At 67.2% G+C, this 23008-nt stretch carries 19 protein-coding genes; 9 read left to right on the top strand and 10 right to left on the bottom strand.

The annotated features are described in order from the left end of the window. Positions 1-594 precede the first annotated feature (594 nt). The 3 genes from ndk to PPZ50_RS10610 all read right to left on the bottom strand — a co-directional run bounded on the left by ndk (position 595) and on the right by PPZ50_RS10610 (position 3114). Positions 595-1017, bottom strand: a complete 423-nt coding sequence (gene ndk, locus PPZ50_RS10620; RefSeq protein WP_066687857.1) for a nucleoside-diphosphate kinase — start codon at positions 1015-1017, stop codon at positions 595-597. A gap of 80 nt (positions 1018-1097) precedes the next feature. Next, positions 1098-1535, bottom strand: a complete 438-nt coding sequence (locus tag PPZ50_RS10615) for a DNA polymerase III subunit chi (protein WP_066687854.1) — start codon at positions 1533-1535, stop codon at positions 1098-1100. Positions 1536-1644: 109 nt separating this feature from the next. Continuing rightward, a complete protein-coding gene (locus PPZ50_RS10610; protein WP_420794428.1) occupies positions 1645-3114 on the bottom strand; it encodes a leucyl aminopeptidase in 1470 nt (489 codons plus the stop codon). Between the two features lie 171 nt (positions 3115-3285). Between PPZ50_RS10610 and PPZ50_RS10605 the strand changes: the two genes are divergently transcribed. From PPZ50_RS10605 to rsmA, 4 genes are all read left to right on the top strand, one after another. Then, positions 3286-5523 carry an LPS-assembly protein LptD gene (locus PPZ50_RS10605; RefSeq protein WP_066687851.1) on the top strand — a complete coding sequence of 746 codons (2238 nt, stop codon included), beginning with the start codon at positions 3286-3288 and terminating at the stop codon, positions 5521-5523. Between the two features lie 86 nt (positions 5524-5609). Continuing rightward, the gene (locus tag PPZ50_RS10600; RefSeq protein WP_232307839.1) at positions 5610-6971 is read left to right on the top strand and encodes a peptidylprolyl isomerase; all 1362 of its coding nucleotides are present in this window, start codon (positions 5610-5612) and stop codon (positions 6969-6971) included. 13 nt (positions 6972-6984) lie between these two features. Beyond that, a complete protein-coding gene (gene pdxA, locus PPZ50_RS10595) occupies positions 6985-7983 on the top strand; it encodes a 4-hydroxythreonine-4-phosphate dehydrogenase PdxA (protein ID WP_084401231.1) in 999 nt (332 codons plus the stop codon). After that, entirely contained in the window at positions 7980-8813 is an 834-nt protein-coding gene (gene rsmA, locus PPZ50_RS10590; protein ID WP_066687840.1) for a 16S rRNA (adenine(1518)-N(6)/adenine(1519)-N(6))-dimethyltransferase RsmA, read from the top strand. Before pdxA ends, rsmA begins: the two co-directional genes overlap by 4 nt. A gap of 189 nt (positions 8814-9002) precedes the next feature. Here rsmA and PPZ50_RS10585 read toward each other — a convergent pair whose 3' ends face one another. The 5 genes from PPZ50_RS10585 to PPZ50_RS10565 form a co-directional block, all read right to left on the bottom strand. Then, positions 9003-9524: a tetratricopeptide repeat protein gene (locus PPZ50_RS10585; protein WP_066688125.1), complete on the bottom strand. Its 522-nt coding sequence runs from the start codon at positions 9522-9524 to the stop codon at positions 9003-9005. Positions 9525-9552: 28 nt separating this feature from the next. Next, on the bottom strand, positions 9553-10734 hold the full coding sequence (locus PPZ50_RS10580; RefSeq protein WP_066687839.1) for an RsmB/NOP family class I SAM-dependent RNA methyltransferase: 1182 nt from the start codon (positions 10732-10734) through the stop codon (positions 9553-9555). Between the two features lie 147 nt (positions 10735-10881). After that, entirely contained in the window at positions 10882-12339 is a 1458-nt protein-coding gene (gene guaB / locus PPZ50_RS10575; RefSeq protein ID WP_066687836.1) for an IMP dehydrogenase, read from the bottom strand. A gap of 18 nt (positions 12340-12357) precedes the next feature. Further along, positions 12358-13779, bottom strand: a complete 1422-nt coding sequence (locus tag PPZ50_RS10570) for a M28 family peptidase (RefSeq protein ID WP_066687834.1) — start codon at positions 13777-13779, stop codon at positions 12358-12360. A gap of 37 nt (positions 13780-13816) precedes the next feature. Further along, complete coding sequence (locus tag PPZ50_RS10565) at positions 13817-14554, bottom strand: HpcH/HpaI aldolase/citrate lyase family protein (RefSeq protein WP_241215423.1); 738 nt, start codon at positions 14552-14554, stop codon at positions 13817-13819. Positions 14555-14668: 114 nt separating this feature from the next. On the opposite strand from PPZ50_RS10565, the gene PPZ50_RS10560 reads away from it, so the two are divergent. Genes PPZ50_RS10560 through PPZ50_RS10550 form a run of 3 tightly spaced genes read left to right on the top strand, consistent with a single transcriptional unit; the run spans position 14669 to position 17976 of the window. Beyond that, positions 14669-15652: an SPFH domain-containing protein gene (locus tag PPZ50_RS10560; RefSeq protein ID WP_066687831.1), complete on the top strand. Its 984-nt coding sequence runs from the start codon at positions 14669-14671 to the stop codon at positions 15650-15652. Continuing rightward, a complete protein-coding gene (locus PPZ50_RS10555; RefSeq protein ID WP_066687829.1) occupies positions 15649-16083 on the top strand; it encodes an NfeD family protein in 435 nt (144 codons plus the stop codon). The genes PPZ50_RS10560 and PPZ50_RS10555 overlap by 4 nt, the downstream gene beginning before the upstream one ends. Positions 16084-16140: 57 nt before the next feature. Then, positions 16141-17976 carry a DUF885 domain-containing protein gene (locus PPZ50_RS10550; protein ID WP_066687823.1) on the top strand — a complete coding sequence of 612 codons (1836 nt, stop codon included), beginning with the start codon at positions 16141-16143 and terminating at the stop codon, positions 17974-17976. A gap of 101 nt (positions 17977-18077) precedes the next feature. Here the strand turns inward: PPZ50_RS10550 and PPZ50_RS10545 are convergent, their stop codons facing one another. Continuing rightward, positions 18078-19184 (bottom strand): mechanosensitive ion channel family protein, encoded by a 1107-nt coding sequence (locus tag PPZ50_RS10545; RefSeq protein ID WP_272815288.1) that lies wholly within the window; start codon positions 19182-19184, stop codon positions 18078-18080. A gap of 98 nt (positions 19185-19282) precedes the next feature. Here PPZ50_RS10545 and gyrA point away from each other — a divergent pair, with 98 nt between their 5' ends. Continuing rightward, positions 19283-22066, top strand: coding sequence for a DNA gyrase subunit A (gene gyrA / locus PPZ50_RS10540; protein ID WP_066687821.1), 2784 nt, complete (start codon positions 19283-19285; stop codon positions 22064-22066). Further along, positions 22063-22410 (top strand): DUF952 domain-containing protein, encoded by a 348-nt coding sequence (locus PPZ50_RS10535; protein ID WP_066687819.1) that lies wholly within the window; start codon positions 22063-22065, stop codon positions 22408-22410. Before gyrA ends, PPZ50_RS10535 begins: the two co-directional genes overlap by 4 nt. Positions 22411-22550: 140 nt before the next feature. Here PPZ50_RS10535 and PPZ50_RS10530 read toward each other — a convergent pair whose 3' ends face one another. Then, complete coding sequence (locus PPZ50_RS10530; RefSeq protein ID WP_157092663.1) at positions 22551-22982, bottom strand: DUF488 domain-containing protein; 432 nt, start codon at positions 22980-22982, stop codon at positions 22551-22553. Positions 22983-23008 lie beyond the last annotated feature (26 nt).

Genomic DNA, 23008 nt, shown 5'->3' with positions numbered 1-23008 from the left:
GTTCGGAGTTAGCTGTTCGTGGAGTGCGGTACAAACCGCACCCCACACCGTGATTTACGGACATTGAATGTTGTACTGCCAACAATAGGGTGGGTTCGGATCGGTCGGTGGTTTCGAAGGGGGGCCAGGAATTCCTTCGAGACAATCCTCGTACTCGGTCCCAACACATTCCTGATACGATGCGTATTCGTCGGGGTTGGCATCGCAGTAGTTTTTCGCAGCGCGAGCGCAAACAGCTTGCCTGCTCTCGGCCAAAGCCGGCACAGACATTGTGCTTGCGAGCGAAAAGGCACAAGCTACAAATAGACGCATTCTCGAAGATCTTGTCATACTTGTTTCCTTTGCAACGTGAGTCGCAAGGCAAACTTACTCGCACCAAACGCAACATCAATGCAAATAGAACCATTACATATATATTTAAGCGATCGGACAAATGTGCGGTCGCGTTTCAAAATTAGAAAATCGCGTTCTCCCCAAAACTCGGCAGGCTCGAGGCTGCTCGAACCGAACGGGTGGGGTGGTATGAGCCTTCAGACAAAGAAAAAGGCCCGCCTCCCAATGGGAAGCGGGCCCGTCTCCATCGACCGACCAAAATCAGCCGACGATCTCTTCCGGCTTGAAGAAGAAGTCGATCTCGATCTTCGCATTCTCTTCCGAATCCGAACCATGGACCGAGTTGGCTTCGATCGATTCGGCCAGTTCCTTGCGGATCGTGCCCGGCTCGGCGTTCGCCGGATTGGTCGCGCCCATGACGTCGCGGTTCTTCTGCACGGCGTTCTCGCCTTCCAGTACCTGCACGACGACCGGGCCGGAGATCATGAACGACACCAGGTCGTTGAAGAACGGACGCTCGCGGTGCACGCCGTAGAAGCCTTCGGCCTGTTCGCGGGTCATCTGGATGCGCTTCGAGGCGACGACGCGCAGGCCGGCTTCCTCCAGCATCTTGGTGACGGCGCCGGTCAGGTTGCGGCGGGTCGCGTCGGGCTTGATGATCGAAAAGGTACGGGTAGCGGCCATGGTGGTCGCGGCTCCTGCGTTATGGTGTTGGAAGGATTGTCGCCGGTCCCCCTAGTCGGGCGGCGCGCGACAGGCAAGCGTTACGCCGCCTGCTCCCAGCCGCCGTCACCCTGCCGCCAGTAGCGGCGCTCGACGTCCTCGCGGTCGGCCAGCCCCTTCCATGCGGTGCGGGCGGCGGCGATGTGATCCTCGCCGAAGAAGTGGAACGCGCGGTCGAAGGTGAGCGCTTCGTCGCGCCAGCGACCGTCGACGATCGCGACGTTGCGTGCGGCGTTGGCGTCGGTCGGTTCGGGGGCGATCAGCACGGCTTGGCAAGCGTCGTCGCCTGAGCCGGCCTCGGCATGCGGCAGGAAGCTGTCGGGGGCATAGGTCCACAGCAGCATGTCGAGGTGACGGCGCTGGTCGGCGTCGTCCGACAGCAGCAGCAGGCGCTCGCCATCGTCGTGGAGACGCTGGGCGATGCGCGGCAGCACCCGGTCGAGCGGGCTGCGGGTCAGGTGGTAGAAGTCGACTTTCATGTCCGCGCCCTTTCGTCGTTCCCGCGCAGGCGGGAACCCATAGCCGCTAACGATCGCGATGGAGCCGCGACGTCAGCGTGTATGGATTCCCGCCTGCGCGGGAATGACGTCATTGCTCGAAATTATCCGCCACGAACCGGTCGAGCAGGCGCACGCCGAAACCGGTCGCGCCCTTGTCGTGATGGTTGCCGGGCTTGTCGGCCCACACCATGCCGGCGATGTCGAGATGCGCCCAGCGTACGCCGTCCTCGATATAGCGCTTGAGGAACTGCGCGGCGGTGATCGACCCGGCGCCGCGCGGGCCGATATTCTTCATGTCGGCGATCGGGCTGTCGAGCAGCTTGTCGTACGCCGGCGACAGCGGGAAGCGCCACAACAGGTCGCCCGATTCGCGCGAGGCGGCGAGCAGCTCGTCGGCCAGCGAATCGTCGTTGGCGAACAGGCCGCCATGTTCGTTGCCGAGGCTGATGATCATCGCACCGGTCAGGGTGGCGAGATCGACGATGGTCTTGGGGCGATGCGTCTTCTGGACCCAGGTGAGCACGTCGCACAGGACGAGGCGGCCTTCGGCATCGGTGTTCAGCACCTCGATGGTCTGGCCCGACATCGACGTCACCACGTCACCCGGACGCTGCGCCTTGCCGTCGGGCATGTTCTCGACCAGCCCGACCACGCCGACGACGTTCGCCTTCGCCTTGCGGCTGGCCAGCGCCTTCATCGCGCCGACGACGGCGCCCGCGCCGCCCATGTCCCACTTCATGTCCTCCATGCCGGGCCCGGGCTTGAGCGAAATACCGCCGGTGTCGAAGGTCACGCCCTTGCCGACCAGCGCGAGGTCGACATCGCCCTCGGCCTTGCCGGTCCAGCGCATCGCGAGCAGGCGCGATTCCTTTTCGGAGCCCAGACCGACGCCCAAGAGCGCGCCCATGCCGAGTTCGGCCATCTGCCGTTCGTCGAGGATCGTCAGTTCGACGCCCAGCGCTTCCAGCTCGCGGCACTTCTCGACGAAGCTGACCGGGTACAGGATGTTGGGCGGATCGGTGACGAGGGTGCGGGTCAGGTCCAGCCCCTTGGTGATCGCATCGGCGGCGACGAAGGCATCGTCGATGCCCTCGGGCGCGCCGACGATGGTCAGGCCGGTCAGCGTCGGCTTCGACTTTTCGGGCATCTTGGTGCGATAGCCGTCCTGCCGCCAGCCGCGCTGCGCCGCGGTTGCCGCGAAGCGGGCGATGGCCCTGGCCGACACGTCGGTGCCGGTGAAGTCGACGGTCAGGTCGGTCAGGCCCGACAGCAGGAAGCGGCCGGTCAGCGCACCGCCGGCCTTTTCGAGCGCCGGCCCTTCGCCGTCGCCGATGCCGAGCAGGATGACGCGACCGGCGCTATCCCCCTCGCCCGGCACGAAGATTTCGGCCATCGACCCGGCTTCGCCGTCGAAGCGCCCGGCCTTGGCGGCACCCGCCACCAGCGAGGCGACCTGCGGCTCCAGACCCGCGGCATCGACCCGCGCCAGACCGCCGGCGGCGATGGGCAGGACGAGGGCGGTGGCGGTTCCCCGCTGGGACGCGAACTGGATCGAAATCGACATGGGTTTCCTCAAGACAGTGGCGCACGCGGCGCAGGCACCTTCTAGGCGCGTCGCGATGGGCAGGTAAAGCGGGCCAAGGGCGATTGCGGTTCCCGCGCCACGATGCAATAGCGCGGAACGAGCGTCCGCGGGTCGGGCGCCAAACGGTTTGGGGAAGCGAGACTAGTGAAGCGTTCGTTGGGGTCGCTTGCCCTTGGCCTGACGCTGGCGATCGCCGGCCCTGCGGTCGCACAGGACCTGCAGGATCGCAGCCTTCCGCCTCCGCCACCGGGAAGCGCGCTGCCGACGCCCGCGACCAGCGACCAGATCGATTTTTCGTCAGACCTGCTGGAATATGACAGCAACGCCGATGTCGTGACCGCGACCGGCGAGGTGCGGCTGCTGCGCGAGGGCAACCGGTTGCGTGCCGACCGGGTGACGTGGAACCGCAAGACCGGACAGGTCGTGGCCGACGGCAATATTGCGGTCACCAACCCGGAAGGTGACGTCGCCTATGGCGACCGGATCGAGCTGACCGACAGCCTGAAGGACGGCGTGGTCGACAACATGCTGGTCGTGCTGGACGAAGGCGGCCGGATCGCGGCGAAGCGCGGCACCAGGTCGGAAAACGGCGTGGTGACGGTCGAAAGTGCCGCCTATACACCCTGTTCGGTCACGAACTCCGCCGGCTGTCCCAAGGAGCCGTCGTGGAAGATCACCGCGCTGAAGGTCCGGTACGACCCGACGCGCAAGCGCATTCGCTATACCGGCGCGGGGCTGACTATCTTCGGCCTGCCGACCATCCCGCTGCCGTCCTTCTCGCACACGATCGGCGATGGCAGCGATTCGGGGCTGCTGGCGCCGTCGATCCGGCTCGACCGGGTCAACGGGCTGGAAGTCGCGGTCCCCTATTATTTCAACCTCGCGCCCAATCGCGACCTGACAATCACCCCACATGTCTTCACCGCCGTCCTGCCGATGCTGCAGGCCGATTACCGGTCGCTGTCGAGCAAGGGCGCGTACCGGGTGCAGGGCTATGCAACGGTCAGCCGGCGCAGCGACGACCTGGTGCTCGGCGCGTCGCCGACCGGGACCGAGCGGTCGTTCCGCGGCTATATCGATACGGTCGGCCGATTCCAGCTCGACCCGAACTGGAGCGTGTCGGGGTCGCTGCGCTATGCCACCGACCAGACGTTCCTGCGCCGCTACGACATTTCGCGTGACGACCGGCTGCGCAACAATGTGACGGTCGAGCGGATCGACCGCGATTCGATGCTGTCGATCAGCGGCTGGGCGGTGCAGACGCTGCGCGTCGGCGACGATCAGGGGATGCAGCCGATCGCGCTGCCCGAGATCGACTATCGCCGCCGCTTCAACGGATTGCTGGGCGGCGTCGCGCAGGTGCAGCTGAACACGCTGGCGATCAGCCGCAGCGAGGGACAGGATACGCAGCGCGCCTTCGTCGCCGCGCGCTGGGACCTGACCCGCTATACCCCGCTGGGGCAGGAGGTGACGTTCACCGCCTATGGCCGTGCCGATGCGTACAACGCGCGCGACACGATCGATACGGCGGTGCTCAGCTATCGCGGCGACGAAGGGTTCACCCCGCGCGGGATCGCCGCGCTGGCGGTCGATGTCCGCTGGCCGTTCGTCGGCGCGATCGGGCGCGGCACGCAGCGTATTTCCCCGCGGGTGCAGTTGGTCGCATCGCCGAGGATCTCCAATCTCGCCGTGCCGAACGAGGATGCGCGCGCGGTCGATCTGGAGGATTCGAACCTCTTCGCGCTCAATCGCTTCGCCGGATATGACCGGTTCGAGGATTCGTCGCGCGTCACCTATGGCCTCGACTATGCGCTCGACCTGCCGGGCGTGGCGGTGGCGGCGACGGTCGGGCAAAGCTATCGCACCAGCCAGCGGGCGAGCATCCTGCCCAGCGGCACCGGGCTGGACGACCGCTTTTCCGATATCGTCGGTCGCACCGACATGCGGTTCCGCGAACTGGTGACCTTCACCCACCGCTACCGGCTGGACAAGGACGGGTTGAAGATCCGCCGCAACGAAGTGGACGCGACGGTCGGCAGCCGGCGGACCTATGTCCAGGTCGGCTATCTGCGGCTCAACCGCGACATCGACGAGCTGGAAGATTTGCAGGATCGCGAGGAAATCCGCGTCGGCGCGCGGGCGGCGTTCGGGCCGTTCTGGTCGGCCTTCGCCTCCGCCACCGTCGACCTGACCGACAAGTCGGAGGATTCGCTGTCGCTGTCGGACGGCTATGACCCGATCCGCCACCGGCTGGGCGTGCAGTATGAGGACGACTGCCTGCGGCTGGGCCTCACCTGGAAGCGCGATTACCAGCGGATCGGCGACGCGCGCAGCGGCAGCAGCTATCTGGTAACGCTGGCATTGAAGAACCTGGGACGATAAGGCTCTGTTCAGGCGCGGCGGGCCATGAATTTGCCCGAATGATGCGGCACCGCCCTGATCATCCGCGCATGGGATATGACGACCAAGTGACCAAGAACATCGTGAATGCCGGCCGTATCGGCCGTTCGATCGCCGGTTTCGTCGCGATCGCCGCCGCCGCAACGCTGGCCGCGCAGACGGTTAGCGACGGGCAGGACGTGCCCGGCGCGAACCTGAACCTGCCGGGCAACCCGACGATCTTCGGCAAGCTGGACCCCAATATCCGCAAGCCGACCGCGATCGTGAACGACACGGTGCTGACCGGCACCGATGTCGACCAGCGCATGGCGTTGATCGTCGCGCTGAACGATTACAAGCTGACCGCCGAGGATCGCGAAGTGCTGCGCGCGCAGGTCGTGCGTCAGCTGATCGACGAGACGCTGCAGATCCAGCAGGCGAAGGCAAAGGACATCACCGTCACGCCTGCCGAGTTGGAGCAGAGCTTCAACCGGCTGGCCAAGCAGCGTTTCAACCAGACGCCGGAACAGCTGCGTGCCTATCTGCGCACCGCCGGCTCGTCGGAGCGGTCGCTGCGCCGCCAGATCGAGGGCGAACTGGCGTGGAGCCGGCTGCTGCGGCGGCAGGTCGAACCGTTCGTGAACGTGGGCGAGGAAGAAGTCGCCGCGGTCATCAAGCGGATGGAGGAATCGAAAGGCACCGAAGAATATAGCCTTCGCGAAATCTACATGGCGGCAACGCCCGACCGCGCGCCCGAGGTGCAGGGCGCGATGCAGAAGATGATCGAACAGATCCGCCAGGGCGCTCCGTTCGAATATTTCGCGCGCAACTTCTCCGAAGCATCGACCCGCGCGGTCGGTGGCGACCTGGGCTTCGTCCGGCTCAATATGTTGCCCGACGCGTTGCAGCGCGCCGCCACCCAGATGCAGGTCGGCCAGATCGCCGGCCCGATCGAGGTGCCGGGCGGCTATTCGATCCTGTACCTGGCCGACAAGCGGCAGGTGCTGATGGCCGATCCGCGCGACGCCAAGCTGGCGCTGCGCCAGCTGTTCCTGCCGTTCGCCCCCGGCACGACCGAGGCGCAGGCGAGCGCGAAGGTCGCCGCCTTTACCGAGGCAACGCAGGCGATCCGCGGTTGCGGCGATGCGACCAAGATCGCGCAGGCGCAGAAGGCCGAAGTCGTCGACAACGACTCGGTGGTGCTGCGCAGCCTGCCGCCGGCACTGCAGGACATCATCCTGAAGCTGAACGTCGGACAGGCGACGCCGCCGTTCGGTTCCCCCAAGGACGGCGTCCGCGTGCTGATCCTGTGCGGTCGCGAAGACCCGCGCACCGCCGGCATCCCGAGCGCGGCGCAGATCCAGCAGGGCTTGGAACAGGAGCGCGTGAACCTGCGTGCCCAGCGGATGATGCGCGACCTGCGGCGCGATGCGGTGATCGAGTATCGTTGAGGGGGCGGGCGCGATGCCGGTTGTCGCTCCGCTCGCCATATCGATGGGCGATCCGGCGGGTATCGGCCCGGAGGTGATCGCAAAGGCATGGGCGCGCCGGGAGACGGAGGCGCTGCCCTGCTTCTTCGCGGTCGGCGACGTCCGGGCGGTATCGCAGGTCTGGACCGGGCCGGTAGAGCGGATCGACGATCCGCGCGACGCGGCGAAGGTGTTCAACCGTGCGCTGCCCGTCGTGTCGGTGGTCGATGGCGATGCGATCGTGCCGGGGCGGCCGGATATCGGCGGGGCACGCTGCGCGCTGCAGTCGCTCGAGCTGGCGGCGGGACTGGCGCGGTCGGATGCCGCGTCGGGGCTGGTCACCGCGCCGATCTCCAAGGCGGAGCTGTATCGCATCGGCTTCACCTATCCGGGGCAGACCGAATTCGTCGCGGAGCGGTGCGGCGTGGCGCGTGAGAATGCGGTGATGATGCTGGCGGGACCGACGCTGCGCGTGGTGCCGATCACGATCCACGAGCCGTTGGCCGACGTGCCGTCGACGCTGACCGTCGAACTGATCGTCGCGCGAGCGCGAACGACGGCGCGGGGGCTGACTCGCGACTTCGGGATCGCTGCGCCCCGGCTGGCGCTGGCGGGGCTGAACCCGCATGCCGGCGAGAGCGGCGCGATCGGCCGCGAGGAGATCGAGGTGATGCAACCGGCGGTCGCGCAGTTGCGGGCCGAGGGAATCGACATCGTCGGACCGCTGGCGGCGGACACGATGTTCCATCCGCGCGCGCGGGCGAAATATGATGCGGCGCTTTGCGCCTATCACGACCAGGCGCTGATCCCGATCAAGACGCTGCATTTCGACGATGGGGTCAACATCACGCTGGGCCTGCCGATCGTGCGGACGTCGCCCGATCACGGCACCGCGTTCGATATCGCCGGGGAAGACGTGGCCGAGCCGGGCGCGATGATCGCGGCGATCCGCATGGCGGGCGAGGCGGCCGCGCGCCGGGCCGCCGTCGCATGAGTGTCGCGCCGCTTACCCCGCTCCCGCCGCTGCGTGACGTCATCCAGCGGCACGGGCTGTCGGCGAACAAGGCGCTGGGGCAGAATTTCCTGTTCGACCAGCAGTTGCTCGACCGGATCGCGCGCGTACCTGGTGATTTGCAGGATCAGGAGGTGCTGGAGGTCGGACCCGGTCCGGGTGGCCTGACGCGGGCATTGCTGCTGGCGGGCGCGAAGGTGACGGCGATCGAGCGCGACCATCGCTGCATTCCCGCGCTGGAGGAGCTAGGGGCGTTGTTCCCGGGACGGCTGCGGCTGATCGAGGGAGATGCGCTCGAGATCGATGCTCCCGCGCTGTTCGAAGGGCGGCCGCACATCGCGTCGAACCTGCCGTACAATGTCGGCACCGCGTTGTTCGTCGGCTGGCTGTCGAGCGACTGGCGGCCATGGTGGCAGAGCCTGACGCTGATGTTCCAGCGCGAGGTCGCGGACCGTATCGTCGCGGGCGCCAATGACGATGCCTATGGCCGGCTGGCGGTGCTGGCGCAGTGGCGGAGCACGGCGCGGATCGCGATGCCGGTGCATCGCAGTGCCTTCACCCCGCCGCCCAAGGTCATGTCGGCGGTGGTCCATGTCGTGCCGACCGATGCGCCGGAGGGCGTTTCGCTGAAGGTGCTGGAGCGGCTGACGGCGGCGGCATTCGGTCAGCGGCGCAAGATGCTGCGGCAGAGCTTGAAGGCGGTGCCGGGCGCGATCGAGGCTGCGGAAGCGGTCGGGATCGATGTTACGCGGCGGGCGGAGACGGTGTCGGTCGCCGAGTTCGTGACGTTGGCGCGGGCTTTATCGGTTTAGAAAGAAGAGGTTCACGCGAAGGCGGAGACGCGAAGGGGTTGCGCTTGGCGCGACGTCACCCCGCGCCAGCGGCGTCAGTATCTGCCAGAGCCCGGCAAGACGTCTCCCGTTCGCGGGCCGCCCGCCAGAGACGCAACCCCTCCGCGTCTCCGCGCCTTCGCGTGAATCCAAACTTCCTTGAACCAGCGTCTATTGCGGCGTCGCGGGCTTCGGCGCGCCCGGAACCACCGGCGGGGTCTGCTGCGCGGTCGCGGTGACCGGCGGGCCCTTGGCGATAACCGCCGCCAGTTCGTTCGCTGCCGGACAGGTCGCGCCGCAAACCGTCTTGAGCTTGGCCAACGTATCCTTGGCACGATTGACGGCGCCCTTCTGGACCAGCGCCTCGCCCTCGCCCTTCAGCGCGGCGACGTCGTTCGGTTCGAGGCTCAGCGCCTCGCGGTACAGGCGGATCGATTTGCCGGGCAGCCCCTGCGCGCGAGCGATATCGGCAAGCGTGATATAGGCAGCGCGGTTGCGCGGATCGATTACCAGCGCGCTTTCGATCAGGCCGGTCGCGGCATTGGTGTCGCCGGCAGCCTGCGCGGCGCGCCCCTGTTGCAGCAGCGCCATCGAACGCGGATCGACCTGATTGTCGGGACGCTGACCGCTGAGCGAGGCCGATGCACAAACCAGCACCAGCGCGCCCGCGACCGAAACCGAGGTGAACCGCATCAACATCTCCGACCGAGCGAGTGGCACCTTATGCCCGGCCGAGCCGTGCGACGAAGAAACCGTCGGTAGAGTCGGATGCCGGGGTCAGGCGCATGCCCCGACCGTGGACGCGGCCGCGCGGCAATGCAAGCGGCAGCGCGCGCCAATCGGGATGACGCGACAGGAACGCATCGACCTGGCCCCTGCCTTCGGCGTCCAGCAGCGAACAGACGACATAGGTAATGGTGCCGGTCGGAGAGGTGAGACCCGCCGCCACGTCGAGCAACCGTGCCTGGGTCGCCACGACCCGGTCGAGCCGATCCGGCGTCAGCCGCCAGCGCGCCTCCGGATTGCGGCGCCAGGTGCCGGTGCCCGAACAGGGCGCGTCGACCATCACCCAGTCCGCCTGACCTGCAACATCGGACAGCATCGCCGCTTCCTTGCCCGGATCAAGCAGACGGGGCTCGGCGATGGTCACGCCGGCACGGGCGGCACGCGGCGCGAGCCGCGACAGGCGCGGCCGATCGGTATCGGTGGCGAGGATCCGCCCCCGCCCCGCCATCTGCGCGGCAATGGCGAGCGTCTTGCCGCCGCCGCCGGCGCACAGGTCGATCGCGAAGCCGTCCGGTGTCGCGCCGACGGCGAGCGACACGATCTGGCTGCCGAAATCCTGCACCTCGGCGCGGCCGTCCTGCAACACGCCGTCCTGATCGAGCGGCGCCTCGGCGGGCAAACGGATCGCGTCGGGCAGATCGGCCGCAGGCTCGCCTCCCAGCTCGGCAAGAACGGCGTCCCGGTCGGTGCGGAGGCGGTTGACCCGAATATCGAGCGGTGCGCGCTCGAGCAGCGCGGCGAGGTCGGCATCGCCCAATTCCGAGCTTCGAAAGGCGTCGACCAGCCAGGCGGGCGCCAGACCGGTTTCGGCGCGCGGTTCGTCGGCGGCAATGGGCGCTGGGCCATAGGACGATCCGTCGAACGTCGCTGCCAGCGCCGCGTCCGCGTCGGCCATCGCGACGATCGCGGCGCGGGCCGATACCGGGACCGGTCCGAATCGTCGGACGGCGTCATAGGCCAGCGTGCGGATCGCACGACGGTCCTTCGACCCGGCATAGCGGCGCGCCGCGAAGAAACGCTTCGCCACCTGATCCGCCGCCGCACCGCCGCTCTTCGCTGCATCGATGATCGCATCGACCAGATCGATTGCCGCCTGGGTCCGCGCTGCGGGATTCATGCCGAAACTTCCTGAAAATTGATGCGCGACGCTACCAACATAACCTAGATCAATCCAGCGGGATGCGGATGGCCGTCAACGTACCCGCAAACGCCCGGCACCCGATTTCGGGGCCGGGCGTTGCGTGCGCCTGTGACGGCGTGCCGATCAGCGCGTGGGGTAGTTCGGCGCCTCGCGCGTGATCGTCACGTCATGGACGTGGCTTTCGCGCAGGCCGGCATTGGTGATGCGGACGAAGCGCGCGCGATCCTGCAATTCGGTGATGGTGTGCGATCCGGTATAGCCCATCGCTGCCTTCACGCCGCCGACCAGCTGGTGGATGACGTCCTTGGCCGGGCCCTTGAACGCGACCTGCCCCTCGATCCCTTCGGGCACGAGCTTCAGCTGGTCCTTGATATCCTGCTGGAAATAGCGGTCGGCCGACCCCTTGGCCATGGCACCCACCGAACCCATGCCGCGATAGCTCTTGTAGGCGCGGCCTTGGTACAGGAAGGTTTCGCCGGGCGCTTCCTCGGTGCCGGCCAGCAGCGATCCGATCATCACCGCCGATGCGCCGGCGGCGAGCGCCTTGGCGACATCGCCCGAGGTCCGGATGCCGCCATCGGCGATGACCGGGACGCCGGTGCCGGCTGCCGCCTTGGCCGCGTCCATCACCGCCGTCAGCTGCGGCACGCCGACGCCGGCGACGACGCGGGTGGTGCAGATCGAGCCCGGGCCGATGCCGACCTTGATACCATCAGCCCCGGCATCGATCAGCGCGCGGGTGGCTTCGCCGGTTGCGACGTTGCCGGCGATGACCTGGACGTGCGGGGCGATCGCCTTCACCCGCTTCACCGCTTCCGCGACCTGGCGGTTATGGCCGTGGGCGGTGTCGATGACGATCAGGTCGCATTCGGCCTCGATCAGCGCTTCGGTCCGTTCATAGCCCTTGTCGCCGACCGTGGTGGCGGCGGCGACACACAGGCGCCCCGCGCCGTCCTTGGTCGCGTTGGGATAGGTGACGGCCTTTTCGATATCCTTGACGGTGATCAGGCCGACGCAGTGGTAATTGTCGTCCACCACCAGCAGCTTCTCGATGCGGCGCTGGTGCAGCTGGCGACGCGCCTCCTCCTGCGCAACGCCGATGCGAACGGTGGCAAGATTGTCCTTCGTCATCAGCTCGGCAACGGGCTGGTTCGGGTTCTCGGCGAAACGGACGTCGCGGTTGGTGAGGATGCCGACCAGCTTGCCCGAGGCGTCGACGACCGGAATGCCGCTGATCCGGTGGCGTTCCATCAGCGCGCGGGCGGCCGACAGCGGGGCGTCGGCGGTGATGGTGATCGGGTTGACGACCATGCCGCTTTCGAAACGCTTGACCGCACGGACCGCCGCGCATTGTTCCTCGATGGTCAGGTTGCGGTGGAGCACGCCGATGCCGCCCAACTGTGCCATGACGATCGCCATGTCGGCTTCGGTCACGGTGTCCATCGCCGACGACAGGAACGGGATGTTGAGCGCCAGATTACGGGCGACGCGGGTGCGCGGGTCGGCCTGGCTGGGCAGCACGTCCGATTCCTGCGGAACCAGCAGCACGTCGTCGAAGGTCAGGCCGAGGGTGATATCCATGGGGAGCGTCGTCTCGTATCAGTTGGCGGGGTAGCGGGCGGGATCGGCAAGCGCACGGGCGAGCGCCACGTGCAGGTCGGCATCCTCGGCGGCACCCGACAGGTCGATGTGCGCGAGGTCGTCATTGGGTTTGTGATACGGGCCGTCGAGATAGGCGAACAGCCGCTTCATGTCGCTGACCGAACCGGTGGCCATCACCGCAGGGATGCCGCGCTTACCGAACGCCCAGCCATCCTGGCGCTGCACCATGATGTTCGCTTCGGTATCGGTATCGACCTTGCGGCCGATCGCGCGGGCGGTGGCGTCGACGATGGCGTCGATCTTCGGATGGTTGCCCCGCCCGACCATCGCCACCGGCATGCCGGTCGGCACGATCGCGGCGGTGTCGATATTGAGGTTCGCGACGATCTTCAGCGGGGTTTCGGCGACCGCAGCGGCATAGGCATCGGCACCGATCAGCCCTTTTTCCTCGGCGGTGGTCGCGACGAAGTAGATGCTGCGATTGGACGGCGGCCCCTTGGCGAGGACCTTGGCGACCTCGATCAGGATCGCGGTGCCGCTGGCATTGTCCGCCGCGCCGTTGCAGATGCGGTCGGGTGCGCCTTCGGGACGGCAGATGCCGATATGATCCCAGTGCGCCGATAGCAGCACCGCTTCGTTCGGCGTCGCGGTGCCCGGGATCATGCCGACGATGTTGGCGGTGGTGTAGCGGTTGCGGACGGTGACCGCCGATAGGGCGACGGTGCCGTCCAGCGCAACGGCGTGAAAATCCTTGGCGGCGCCCGCCTTCGTCAGCGTGGCGGCCTGCGGGCCGAGCAGCGCGGCCGACTGCGCTTCCGAAAGATAGGCGACGAGCATCGGTTCGACGCTGCCGTCGCGGACGGTGGCATGGCCGAACGCCTCGCGCAGTTCCGCTTCCTTGAGCGTCGCGGGCGCCACGAAGATCGCGGCGGCGGCACCGGCACGGGCGAGCGCCTCCAGCTTCGCGCTACGCCCCGGCCCCAGCGTCATCACGACGACCTTGTCGCGAACCGGTCCCGCCGCAAGCGCCGCACCGTCCAGCCCACCGGCATAGACCATGCCGACCCCGGCAATGCGCGTGTCGGGCATCTTGCCCGTGGCCACTAGGCCGGGCAGCGGAGTCGTCCGACCGTCGCGCGTGACCGATCCGCTGCTCGATACCGAGCGGACGTTGGTCAGCGACACTTCCTGCCGCCAGCGGCCGTCAGGCGCACCCGGCTTCAGGCCGGCATCGGCAAATGCCTGCAACACATAGGCTTCCGCACGATCGCCACCGGCCGTCCCGGGTTCCCGTCCTTCGTATGTATCGCTGGCAAGGACCGCGACATGGTCGCGCAGCATCTGCGGCGTGATCGACTGGGCAAGGACCGGCGTGCTGCACAGCAGGGCGGCGAGTCCGAGGATCGGGCGGAGCGTCATGCGCCCCACTATCGACCCGAACCGTTACGGGCAAGCGTCAAGGCGCGCGTTGCAGCGTCCGGCGTGCCATTTCGACGTGCATGTCCTCGATCATGCGATCCTGGAACCGCTCCGCCCCGCCCCGCGCGGCAGCGACCAGCGCCGTCGCCTCTTCGATTTCGGCGGCGCTGGGTGAAAAGGCCGTGTTCGCCACCGCGATCTGGTCGGGATGGATCAGCGACTTTCCGTCAAAGCCCATCAGGCGCCCATCGGCACATTCCTGCGCCAGTCCGGCGGCATCCTTCAGTGCGTTGAAGACGCCGTCGATCGCCCAGCCGCCTGCCGCCCGCGCGGCGATGACGACGGTCTGCAATGCATGCGACAACGACCCCCGCCCGGCACCCGGCGGCAGGCGCAGCGATGCGGCGAGGTCGTTGGTGCCGACCATCAGGCCGACCACGCCGGGCGTCGCCGCGATCTGCGGTGCCGCCAGCACCCCGGCGGGCGTCTCGATCATCGCCAGCACCGGATGACCGGCGAGTTGCGCAAGGTCGGCGGGCGATTCCACCTTCGGCACCACCACCAGCGCCACATTGGCCAACCGGATCGCGGCAAGATCCTCTGCGAAATAGGGCGTGCCGGGCGCATTGATCCTGACCCCGGCGCAACGACCATGCAGCAATTCGAGCGAGACCGGCAGCGCCTCGCGCGCGCCTGCCTTGTCCGCGTCGCGTACCGCGTCCTCGAGGTCGAGGACGATCAGGTCGGCGGGCAGGCCCGCCGCCTTGGCGATCATGCTGGGTCGGACCGCGGGCACGAACAAAACGCTCCGCGGTGCTAGGGTTATCGCTGGTTCCATCGGTCGGTCATGCTAGACAGCAAGGGACAAAACACAAGCTGGGGACGACCGATGCTCTTGGGCCTGATCGCCGCTATCGTTCTGATGGTCGTATTGTACCTGTTCGCGAGCGTGAAGATCGTCACGCAAGGGCATCAATATACGATCGAGCATTTCGGCCGCTTCACCGCCGTCGCGAAGCCGGGGTTCAACTTCTACCCCGCCTTTTTCTATCGGGTCGGCCGCAAGGTGAACATGATGGAGCAGGTGATCGATATACCGGGTCAGGAAATCATTACCCGCGACAATGCCATGGTATCGACCGATGGCGTCGTGTTCTTCCAGGTGCTGGACCCGGCCAAGGCAGCCTATGAAGTGTCCGACCTGTACGTCGCGCTCCAGCAGATCACGACGACCAATTTGCGCACCGTGATGGGGTCAATGGACCTCGACGAAACCCTGTCGAAGCGTGACGAGATCAACGCGCGACTGCTGGGCGTGGTCGACCATGCGACGAACCCGTGGGGCGTGAAGATCACCCGAGTCGAGATCAAGGACATCCGCCCGCCGGCCGATATCGTCAATGCGATGGGTCGCCAGATGAAGGCGGAGCGCGAGAAGCGGGCCAATATCCTGGAGGCGGAAGGGGCGCGTGCGTCCGAGATCCTGCGCGCCGAAGGCCAGAAGCAGGCCCGCATCCTCGAAGCCGAAGGGCGGCGCGAATCCGCCTTCCGCGATTCCGAAGCCCGCGAGCGCGCGGCGGAGGCCGAGGCCAAGGCGACGCAGGTGGTCAGCGACGCGATCGAGGCGGGCGGCACGCAGGCGATCAATTATTTCATCGCGCAGAAATATGTCGAGGCGGTCGGCAAGTTCGCCACCAGCCCCAATGCCAAGACCATCCTGTTCCCGGTCGAGGCGACCCAGCTGATCGGTACGCTGGGCGGCATCGGCCAGCTCGCCAAGGAAGCGCTGGGCGATGGCAAGGCCCCTGCCCCCGCGCCTGCCCAGCCGGTGCGCGAGCGGCCCGCCGGACCGTTCGAGCCACCGGTGCGATGATCAACAGCGGCTATGCATGGTTGCTGCTGGCGGTCGCGCTGGGCGTGGCCGAACTGGCGGTGCCGGGCGTCTTCCTGGTTTTCATCGCGATCGCCGCCGGGATCACCGGATTGTTGGCGCTGCTGTTCCCGGCGCTGACGGTGAGTGCGGAGCTGGCGGTGTTCGGGGCGTGGAGCGTCATCACGGTGCTGATCGGGCGGCGCTGGTATGCCGACTATCCGGTCGACAGCGACGATCCGTTGCTGAACGATCGAGGCGCACGGCTGATCGGCCAGTCGGTGACGGTGGTCGAGGCGATTGTCGGCGGCAGCGGGCGGGTGCGCGTCGGCGACAGCGAGTGGATCGCACGCGGCCCCGACCTGCCGGCCGGGGCGCGCGTCCGGATCGTCGGCGTCAGCGGCGCGGTGGTTCAGGTCGTGGCGGCCGATTGACGCCGCGCGTTCGCGCGACAAGTATCGCCGCGAACGATCTTGCCCGAAGGAACTGCCATGGACCTCACCCGCCGCGACTGGATCGCCGGTGCTGCCGCATCGACGCTCGCCGCCGCCCTGCCTGCCCGTGCGCAGCAGACTGTGACCAAGGCCATTGCGAGCCCCGCCGACCGCGCGGCCGAAGCCACGCTGTCGCAGATCGCCGAAAGCTGGCTGCAGGATTCACCCGAAAGCGCGACCGGGCTGGGCATCGATACCGGCCCGCGCGCCGCGCTGAAATCCCGGCTGGGCGACCGGTCGGCGGCGGGGCAGCGGCGCCTGGCGGAGCATCTGCAAGCGCATGTCGCAACGCTCAAGGCCATCGATACCGACGCGCTGTCGCCCACGACCCGTACCGATGTCGATGTCGTGCGAACCGCGTTCGAAACCGCGCTGGACGGCTTTGCCCTCCCTTACGGCGATGTCGCCGTCGGCGGGTGGCGCAACACGCCCTATGTCGTCATCCAGAATGTCGGGGCCTATCTGGACGTGCCGCGCTTCCTCGACAGCGACCACGGCATCGCGAACAAGGCCGATGCCGATGCCTATCTGGCGCGGCTGGACAGCTATGCCGCGCAGTTGGATGGCGAAACCGACCGGATGCGCGCGGCATCGGCACGCGGGGTGGTCGCGCCGGACTTCCTGCTCGACAAGACGCTGACGCAGCTGGGCAAGGCGCGTGGCGGTGACCCAGCGACATGGGACATCGTCACCTCGCTTGCCCGGCGGACGAAGGACATTCCCGGCGACTGGACCGCACGCGCCACCGCCATTGCGCGCGACAAGGTCGGCCCGGCGCTCGACCGGCAGATCGCGGCCGTCCGCGCCGACCGTGCGAAGGCGACAGCCGATGCGGGCATGTGGGCGCGACCCGATGGCGATCGCTGGTATGCCTGGGCGTTGCGCGCGTCGACCACCACGCCGATGACGCCCGATCAGGTGCATGCGCAGGGCCGCGACGAACTGGCGCGGCTGCAGGGGCAGATGGACCCGATCCTGCGCAAGCTGGGCTATACCGCCGGATCGGTCGGCGAGCGGATGACGGCGCTGGGCAAGGATCCGCGCTTCGTCTTTCCAGAAGGCGATCCGGGCCGGGCGCAGATCATGGCCCTCGTCCAGAACCGCCTGAACGATATCCGCGCGCGGATGCCGCGAGCGTTCAATACGTTGGCGCCGGGCAATGTCGAGGTGAAGCGCATTCCGCCGGTCGAGGAAGCGGGCGCGCCCGGCGCCTATGGCGGGGCGGGATCGATCGACGGCAAGACGCCGGGCCGCATGTGGATCAACCTGCGGACCACCGGCATCTGGACGCGCTATTCGCTGCCGACTTTGGTGTATCACGAAGCGATACCGGGCCATGTGTGGCAGGGCGAATATACGTTCCGCCTGCCGCTCATCCGCTCGTTGATGGCGTTCAATGCCTTTTCAGAGGGTTGGGCGCTCTATGCCGAGCAGCTGGGCGATGAACTGGGCGCCTATGACGGCGATCCCGTCGGGCGGCTGGGCTATCTGCAGTCGCTGGCGTTCCGCGCGTGCCGGATGGTGGTGGACACCGGGCTGCATGCCAAGCGCTGGACCCGGCAGCAGGCGATCGACTGGTTCGCCACGACCAACGGATCGAGCGTCGACGAAGTGTCGGGCGAGGTCGACCGCTATTGTTCCTGGCCGGGTCAGGCATGCGGCTACAAGGTCGGTCATTCGGAGATCGTGCGGCTGCGCGCGAAGGCGCAGGCGGCGCTCGGACCGCGCTATGACTTCAAGGCGTTCAACGATCTGGTCGTGCAGGGCGGTGGCGTGCCGATGACGGTGCTGGGCCGCAACGTGGACGCGTTCATCGCTGCCAATAGGGCCTAACGTCATTCCGGCGAAGGCCGGAATCGACGGATGGGGTGAGGTCGCGGTTCCAGCCGAGGCCGTCCGTGTCCATGGATTCCGGCCTCCGCCGGAATGACGGATTAGTGGGGCGGCGCTTCCTGCTCCTCCACCAACAGCCGCCGCTTCGGCAGGGCTTCGGGCATTTCGTCGCGGATATAGGCCAGCATCCCCTCGCGCAGCGAACAGCGCAGGTCGAACGCGCGGGCGGCGTCGGACGCGGTGGCGAGGATGCGGACCTCGATCGCGTCGGGTTTGGTATCGGTCACCTGCAACACATGCGCGCGCCCGTCCCACAGCGGATCGGCCTTGACCAGTTCCTCGAACTTTTCGCGCAGGCGCGGGATGTTGGTCGTCGGGTCCAGCCAGAAGAAGGCCGATCCCAACAGGCCGCTGGTCGTCCGCGTCCAGTTCTGGAAACTCGATTCGAGGAATTTCGACACCGGCACGACGAGGCGCCGTTCGTCCCACAACCGGACGACGACATAGGTCAGGCGGATCTCCTCGATCCGGCCCCATTCATTCTCGATGATGACAACGTCGTCGATGCGGATCGGTTCGGTGAACGCCATCTGCACGCCGGCGATGATGTTCTTGAGCGCCGGCTGGGCCGCGGCACCGACCGCAAGGCCGGCAAGGCCCGCCGATGCCATCAGCGTGACGCCGACCGAGCGGATGCTGGGGATGGAGAGCAGCATCAGGCAGACGGTGATGAAGCCGATGGCGATGATCGCGATCCGGCCGAGGATCGCGCTGCGCGTCCGCCGCCGCCGCGCGCGCAGATTGTCGGCGACGGTGATGTCGGTTGCGACCTCCACCGCCTTTACCGACGCGCGGATCATCGCGATGGCGAACCAGCCCATCAGCAGCGGCACGACCAGTCCCGCCATCTGCGTCCACAAATCGTCCCAGCGGTCGGGCAGGCGCAGCGGCTTGCGGACGCTGGCAAGCGCCATCGCGACGAGAATCCAGCGCATCGGTCGCCACGCATGGTCGACATAAACGTCATCAACCGACCCCGGCGTTCGCTCGGCAAAACGGCGAAGTACCCGGAAGGTGGCGGCGTGCAGCAGCAGCGCCGCGAGGATCGACAGGACGATGGTGCCCAGATCGGCGGCGGCCGGCGGCAGGGCGTTAAAGGCTTGCTGAAGATCGCGCATCGTCAGGGGCAACACGCTGCGCCGCACCATGTTCCGAACCGCCCTGATCCCGGTCGCGAGACTTGGCTTTCCGCCCCCGACCGGCTAATCTGCCATGCAACCGAAACATTCCCCGAAAGCATCGAACTTTGACAGACGCGACGCTGATCGCCGACCCATCCGATATCGCCCCCATCTCGATCGTGGACGAGATGCGGTCGAGCTATCTCGACTATGCCATGAGCGTCATCGTCTCGCGCGCGCTCCCCGACGTGCGCGACGGGTTGAAGCCGGTGCATCGGCGCATTCTCTATTCGGCGCAGGAAAGCGGCTTCGTGCCGGGCAAGGCGTATCGCAAGTCGGCGCGCATCGTCGGCGACGTGATGGGTAAATATCACCCGCATGGCGATACCGCGATCTACGACGCGTTGGCGCGCATGGCGCAGCCCTGGTCGATGCGGCTGCCGCTGATCGACGGTCAAGGGAACTTCGGGTCGATGGACCCCGATCCGCCCGCCGCGATGCGATACACCGAGGCGCGCCTCGCCAAGTCGGCGATGGCGCTGCTCGACGATCTCGACAAGGATACGGTCGATTTCGTGCCGAACTATGACGGGTCGGAACGGGAGCCGGCGGTCCTGCCGGCGCGCTTCCCGAACCTGCTGGTCAACGGTGCAGGCGGTATCGCGGTCGGCATGGCGACCAACGTGCCGCCGCACAATCTGGGCGAAGTGGTCGATGCCTGTCTCGCGACGATCGACCGCCGGGTCGAGGGTGGCGAGCCGCTGACCCATGAGGAACTGTGCGAGATCGTGCCCGGACCGGACTTCCCGACCGGCGCGCTGATGCTCGGTCGCGCCGGCGCGCGCGCTGCCTATGCCGGCGGTCGCGGGTCGATCATCCTGCGGTCGCGCCACATCGTCGAGGCGCGCGGCGAGCGGCGCTCGATCGTGCTCACCGAAATTCCCTTCCAGGTCGGCAAGTCGGGGCTGGTCGAAAAGATCGCCGAGGCCGCCAAGGACAAGCGCATCGAAGGCGTCAGCGACATTCGCGACGAATCGAACCGCGAAGGCGTGCGGATCGTCATCGACTTGAAGCGCGATGCGACGCCCGACGTGGTGCTGAACCAGCTGTGGCGGCACACGCCGGCGCAGTCGAGCTTCGCGGCGAACATGCTGGCGATCCGCGGCGGTCGTCCCGAACTGCTCAACCTCAGCCAAATCATCGACGCGTTCGTCGGCTTCCGCGAAGAGGTCATTACGCGCCGGTCGAAGTATGAACTGGCGAAGGCGCGCGAGCGGGCGCACCTGTTGCTGGGTCTGGTGATCGCGGTCACCAACCTCGACGAGGTGGTGCGGATCATCCGCGGGTCGGAAAGCCCCGCCGCCGCCCGCGCCGCGCTGCTGGCGCGCGAATGGCCGGTGGCGGAGATCGCGCCCTATCTGAAGCTGGTCGAGGCGGTCGAATCCGACACGACCGGCGACGTCTACCGCCTGTCGGACCTCCAGGTCCGCGCGATCCTCGACCTGCGGCTCCACCGCCTGACCGCGCTCGGCCGCGACGAGATCGGCGAGGAGCTGAAGGAACTGGCCGGGTCCATCGGGAACCTGCTCGAGATTCTCGGGAACCGTGCCAAGCTCTATGCCGTCATGCGGCAGGAACTGGTCGACGTCCGCGCCGAATTCGCGACGCCGCGCCGGACCGAGATCGCCGGTGCCGCCGACGGCATCGATGACGAGGACCTGATCGAGCGCGAGGACATGGTCGTCACGGTCACGGTGCAGGGCTATATCAAGCGCACCCCGCTCGATGCCTTCCGTGCGCAGAAGCGCGGCGGCAAGGGACGCGCGGGCATGGCGACGAAGGATGAGGATGCGATCACGAACCTTTTCGTGACCAGCACCCACACCCCGGTGCTGTTCTTCTCGACCGCGGGCAAGGTGTACCGCATGAAGGTGTGGCGCCTGCCCGAGGGCGGTCCGGCGACGCGCGGACGGCCGATGGTCAACCTGCTGCCGCTGGCGGCGGGCGAGACGATCTCGACCGTGCTGCCGCTGCCCGAGGACGAGGAGCGGTGGAGCGACCTGCACGTCATGTTCGCGACCGCGAACGGCACGGTGCGGCGCAACTCGATGGACGCGTTCGCGAACATTCCGACCGCCGGCAAGATCGCGATGCGCTTCGACGACGACAGCGACGATCGCCTGATCGGCGTGGCGCTGCTGACGGAAACCGACGACGTGCTCCTGGCGACCAAGGCGGGCAAGGCGATCCGCTTCGCCGCGACCGATGTGCGCGAGTTCCAGAGCCGGACGTCGACCGGCGTGCGCGGTATCTCGCTGGGCAAGGACGACGACGTCATCTCGCTGTCGATCCTGGGCGGGTTCGAGGCGAGCGCCGAGGAGCGCGAGCAGTACCTCAAGGCCGCGCCTTGGAAGGAAGGCGACCGCGAAATCACGCTGCCTGCCGAACGCATGGCCGAGTTCGAGGCGGCGGAGGAATTCATCCTGACCGTCACCGCCAACGGCTTCGGCAAGCGCACCTCGGCCTATGAATATCGCCGTACCGGGCGCGGCGGTCAGGGGATCACCAACATCGTCACGTCCGATCGCAACGGGCCGGTCGTTGCCAGCTTCCCGGCGCATAATGGCGAACAGCTGATGCTGGTGACCGATCAGGCCAAGCTGATCCGCACCACCGTGGGCGACATCCGTGTCGCGGGTCGCAATACGCAGGGGATTACCATCTTCCGCGTGGGCTTTGGCGAGCAGGTCGTGTCGGCGGCGAAGATCGACGAGGACGAGACGCCGGAGAACGAGGCCGAAGCGATCGTTGCCGAGGAACGCGCGGCGATGCCGGCGGCCGAGGGCGATATCGTGCTCGACGACGGCACCGGTCCCGACACGATCAGCGAAGGGGATGTCGAGGAATGACGCCAGCCACCGCGTTCAAGGTGCTGACCGCCGAGCAGATGGCGGCGCTGGAGGCCGATGGCAGCTTTGCCGGCGCGCCGGTCGATCTGGCAGACGGCTATGTCCATCTATCGACCTTCGAGCAGTTAACTGAAACGGTCGACAAGCATTTCGCCGGGCAGGACGACCTGCATGTGGCGGAAGTCGATCTGGCGGCGTTGGGTGATGCGGTGAAGTGGGAGGAGTCGCGTGGCGGTCAGTTGTTCCCGCACCTCTATGCTCCACTGCCGCTCAACGCGGTGGTGGCGTATGGGCCGCTGCACCGGGATGAGGACGGCAAGGTGAAGCGGCCAATCACGGGCTGAAGGTCTTTCCCCGCCTGCGGGGAGGGGGACCGTCGCCGAGGCGATGGTGCAGGGGAATGCCCGCGAACGCTACCGTTCCGTATGGGGATACCCGCCTCCACCATGCTGCGAATGGTCCCCCTCCCCGTGCCGGGGAGGGTCTAGGCGTACAGCTCGATCACCTCCGCCCCCTGCCCGACCGCTTCGAGCAGCAACGTCCGGTGGCAATGCGCCGGCTCCCGCTCGAAGCATAGCAGCGCCGACGGCATCTCCGCCGCCAGGTCCAGCATGATCGCGGCCTGTGCCTGAGCCTCGGGCAGTTCGAGCTGCTCGTCATAGACCGCGCGCAACGTAGCGACGTCGCCCTTCTTCGCCGCGTCGCGCCCACGTTTCGGCGTGCCGAGCGCCTTCAGATGGACATAATCGATGTCGTGCGTCGCGAGTTCGGCGGCGAGCGACGACTTCGAAAAGCCGGGTCGGCGCGACAGTGGTAGCGCACGCACATCGATGACCCGGCGAACCCCGGCAGTCTGCAACGCCGCGACGAATTCCGCCATGGTCACCGCTTCATAGCCGATCGTGTAGATTTTCATGCGTTCATCCCGTCGTGCCGGCACCC

The sequence above is a fragment of the Sphingomonas hankookensis genome, assembly GCF_028551275.1.
In the GTDB taxonomy this organism is placed as follows: Bacteria; Pseudomonadota; Alphaproteobacteria; order Sphingomonadales; family Sphingomonadaceae; genus Sphingomonas; species Sphingomonas hankookensis_A.
The sequence above is the reverse complement of the archived record's forward strand: the minus strand, read 5'-3'. Positions and strand labels throughout refer to the sequence as shown.

What these genes read in the sequence shown, in the direction of transcription:
- rsmA (WP_066687840.1), top strand. Translation starts at nt 7,980, where the DNA reads ATGAGTGTCGCGCCGCTTACCCCGCTCCCGCCGCTGCGTGACGTCATC.
- guaB (WP_066687836.1), bottom strand. Translation starts at nt 12,339, where the DNA reads ATGGATATCACCCTCGGCCTGACCTTCGACGACGTGCTGCTGGTTCCG.
- PPZ50_RS10570 (WP_066687834.1), bottom strand. Translation starts at nt 13,779, where the DNA reads ATGACGCTCCGCCCGATCCTCGGACTCGCCGCCCTGCTGTGCAGCACG.
- PPZ50_RS10615 (WP_066687854.1), bottom strand. Translation starts at nt 1,535, where the DNA reads ATGAAAGTCGACTTCTACCACCTGACCCGCAGCCCGCTCGACCGGGTG.
- PPZ50_RS10565 (WP_241215423.1), bottom strand. Translation starts at nt 14,554, where the DNA reads ATGATCGCCAAGGCGGCGGGCCTGCCCGCCGACCTGATCGTCCTCGAC.
- PPZ50_RS10530 (WP_157092663.1), bottom strand. Translation starts at nt 22,982, where the DNA reads ATGAAAATCTACACGATCGGCTATGAAGCGGTGACCATGGCGGAATTC.
- ndk (WP_066687857.1), bottom strand. Translation starts at nt 1,017, where the DNA reads ATGGCCGCTACCCGTACCTTTTCGATCATCAAGCCCGACGCGACCCGC.
- PPZ50_RS10550 (WP_066687823.1), top strand. Translation starts at nt 16,141, where the DNA reads ATGGACCTCACCCGCCGCGACTGGATCGCCGGTGCTGCCGCATCGACG.
- PPZ50_RS10560 (WP_066687831.1), top strand. Translation starts at nt 14,669, where the DNA reads ATGCTCTTGGGCCTGATCGCCGCTATCGTTCTGATGGTCGTATTGTAC.
- PPZ50_RS10535 (WP_066687819.1), top strand. Translation starts at nt 22,063, where the DNA reads ATGACGCCAGCCACCGCGTTCAAGGTGCTGACCGCCGAGCAGATGGCG.
- PPZ50_RS10580 (WP_066687839.1), bottom strand. Translation starts at nt 10,734, where the DNA reads ATGAATCCCGCAGCGCGGACCCAGGCGGCAATCGATCTGGTCGATGCG.
- PPZ50_RS10545 (WP_272815288.1), bottom strand. Translation starts at nt 19,184, where the DNA reads ATGGTGCGGCGCAGCGTGTTGCCCCTGACGATGCGCGATCTTCAGCAA.
- pdxA (WP_084401231.1), top strand. Translation starts at nt 6,985, where the DNA reads ATGCCGGTTGTCGCTCCGCTCGCCATATCGATGGGCGATCCGGCGGGT.
- PPZ50_RS10585 (WP_066688125.1), bottom strand. Translation starts at nt 9,524, where the DNA reads ATGCGGTTCACCTCGGTTTCGGTCGCGGGCGCGCTGGTGCTGGTTTGT.
- PPZ50_RS10555 (WP_066687829.1), top strand. Translation starts at nt 15,649, where the DNA reads ATGATCAACAGCGGCTATGCATGGTTGCTGCTGGCGGTCGCGCTGGGC.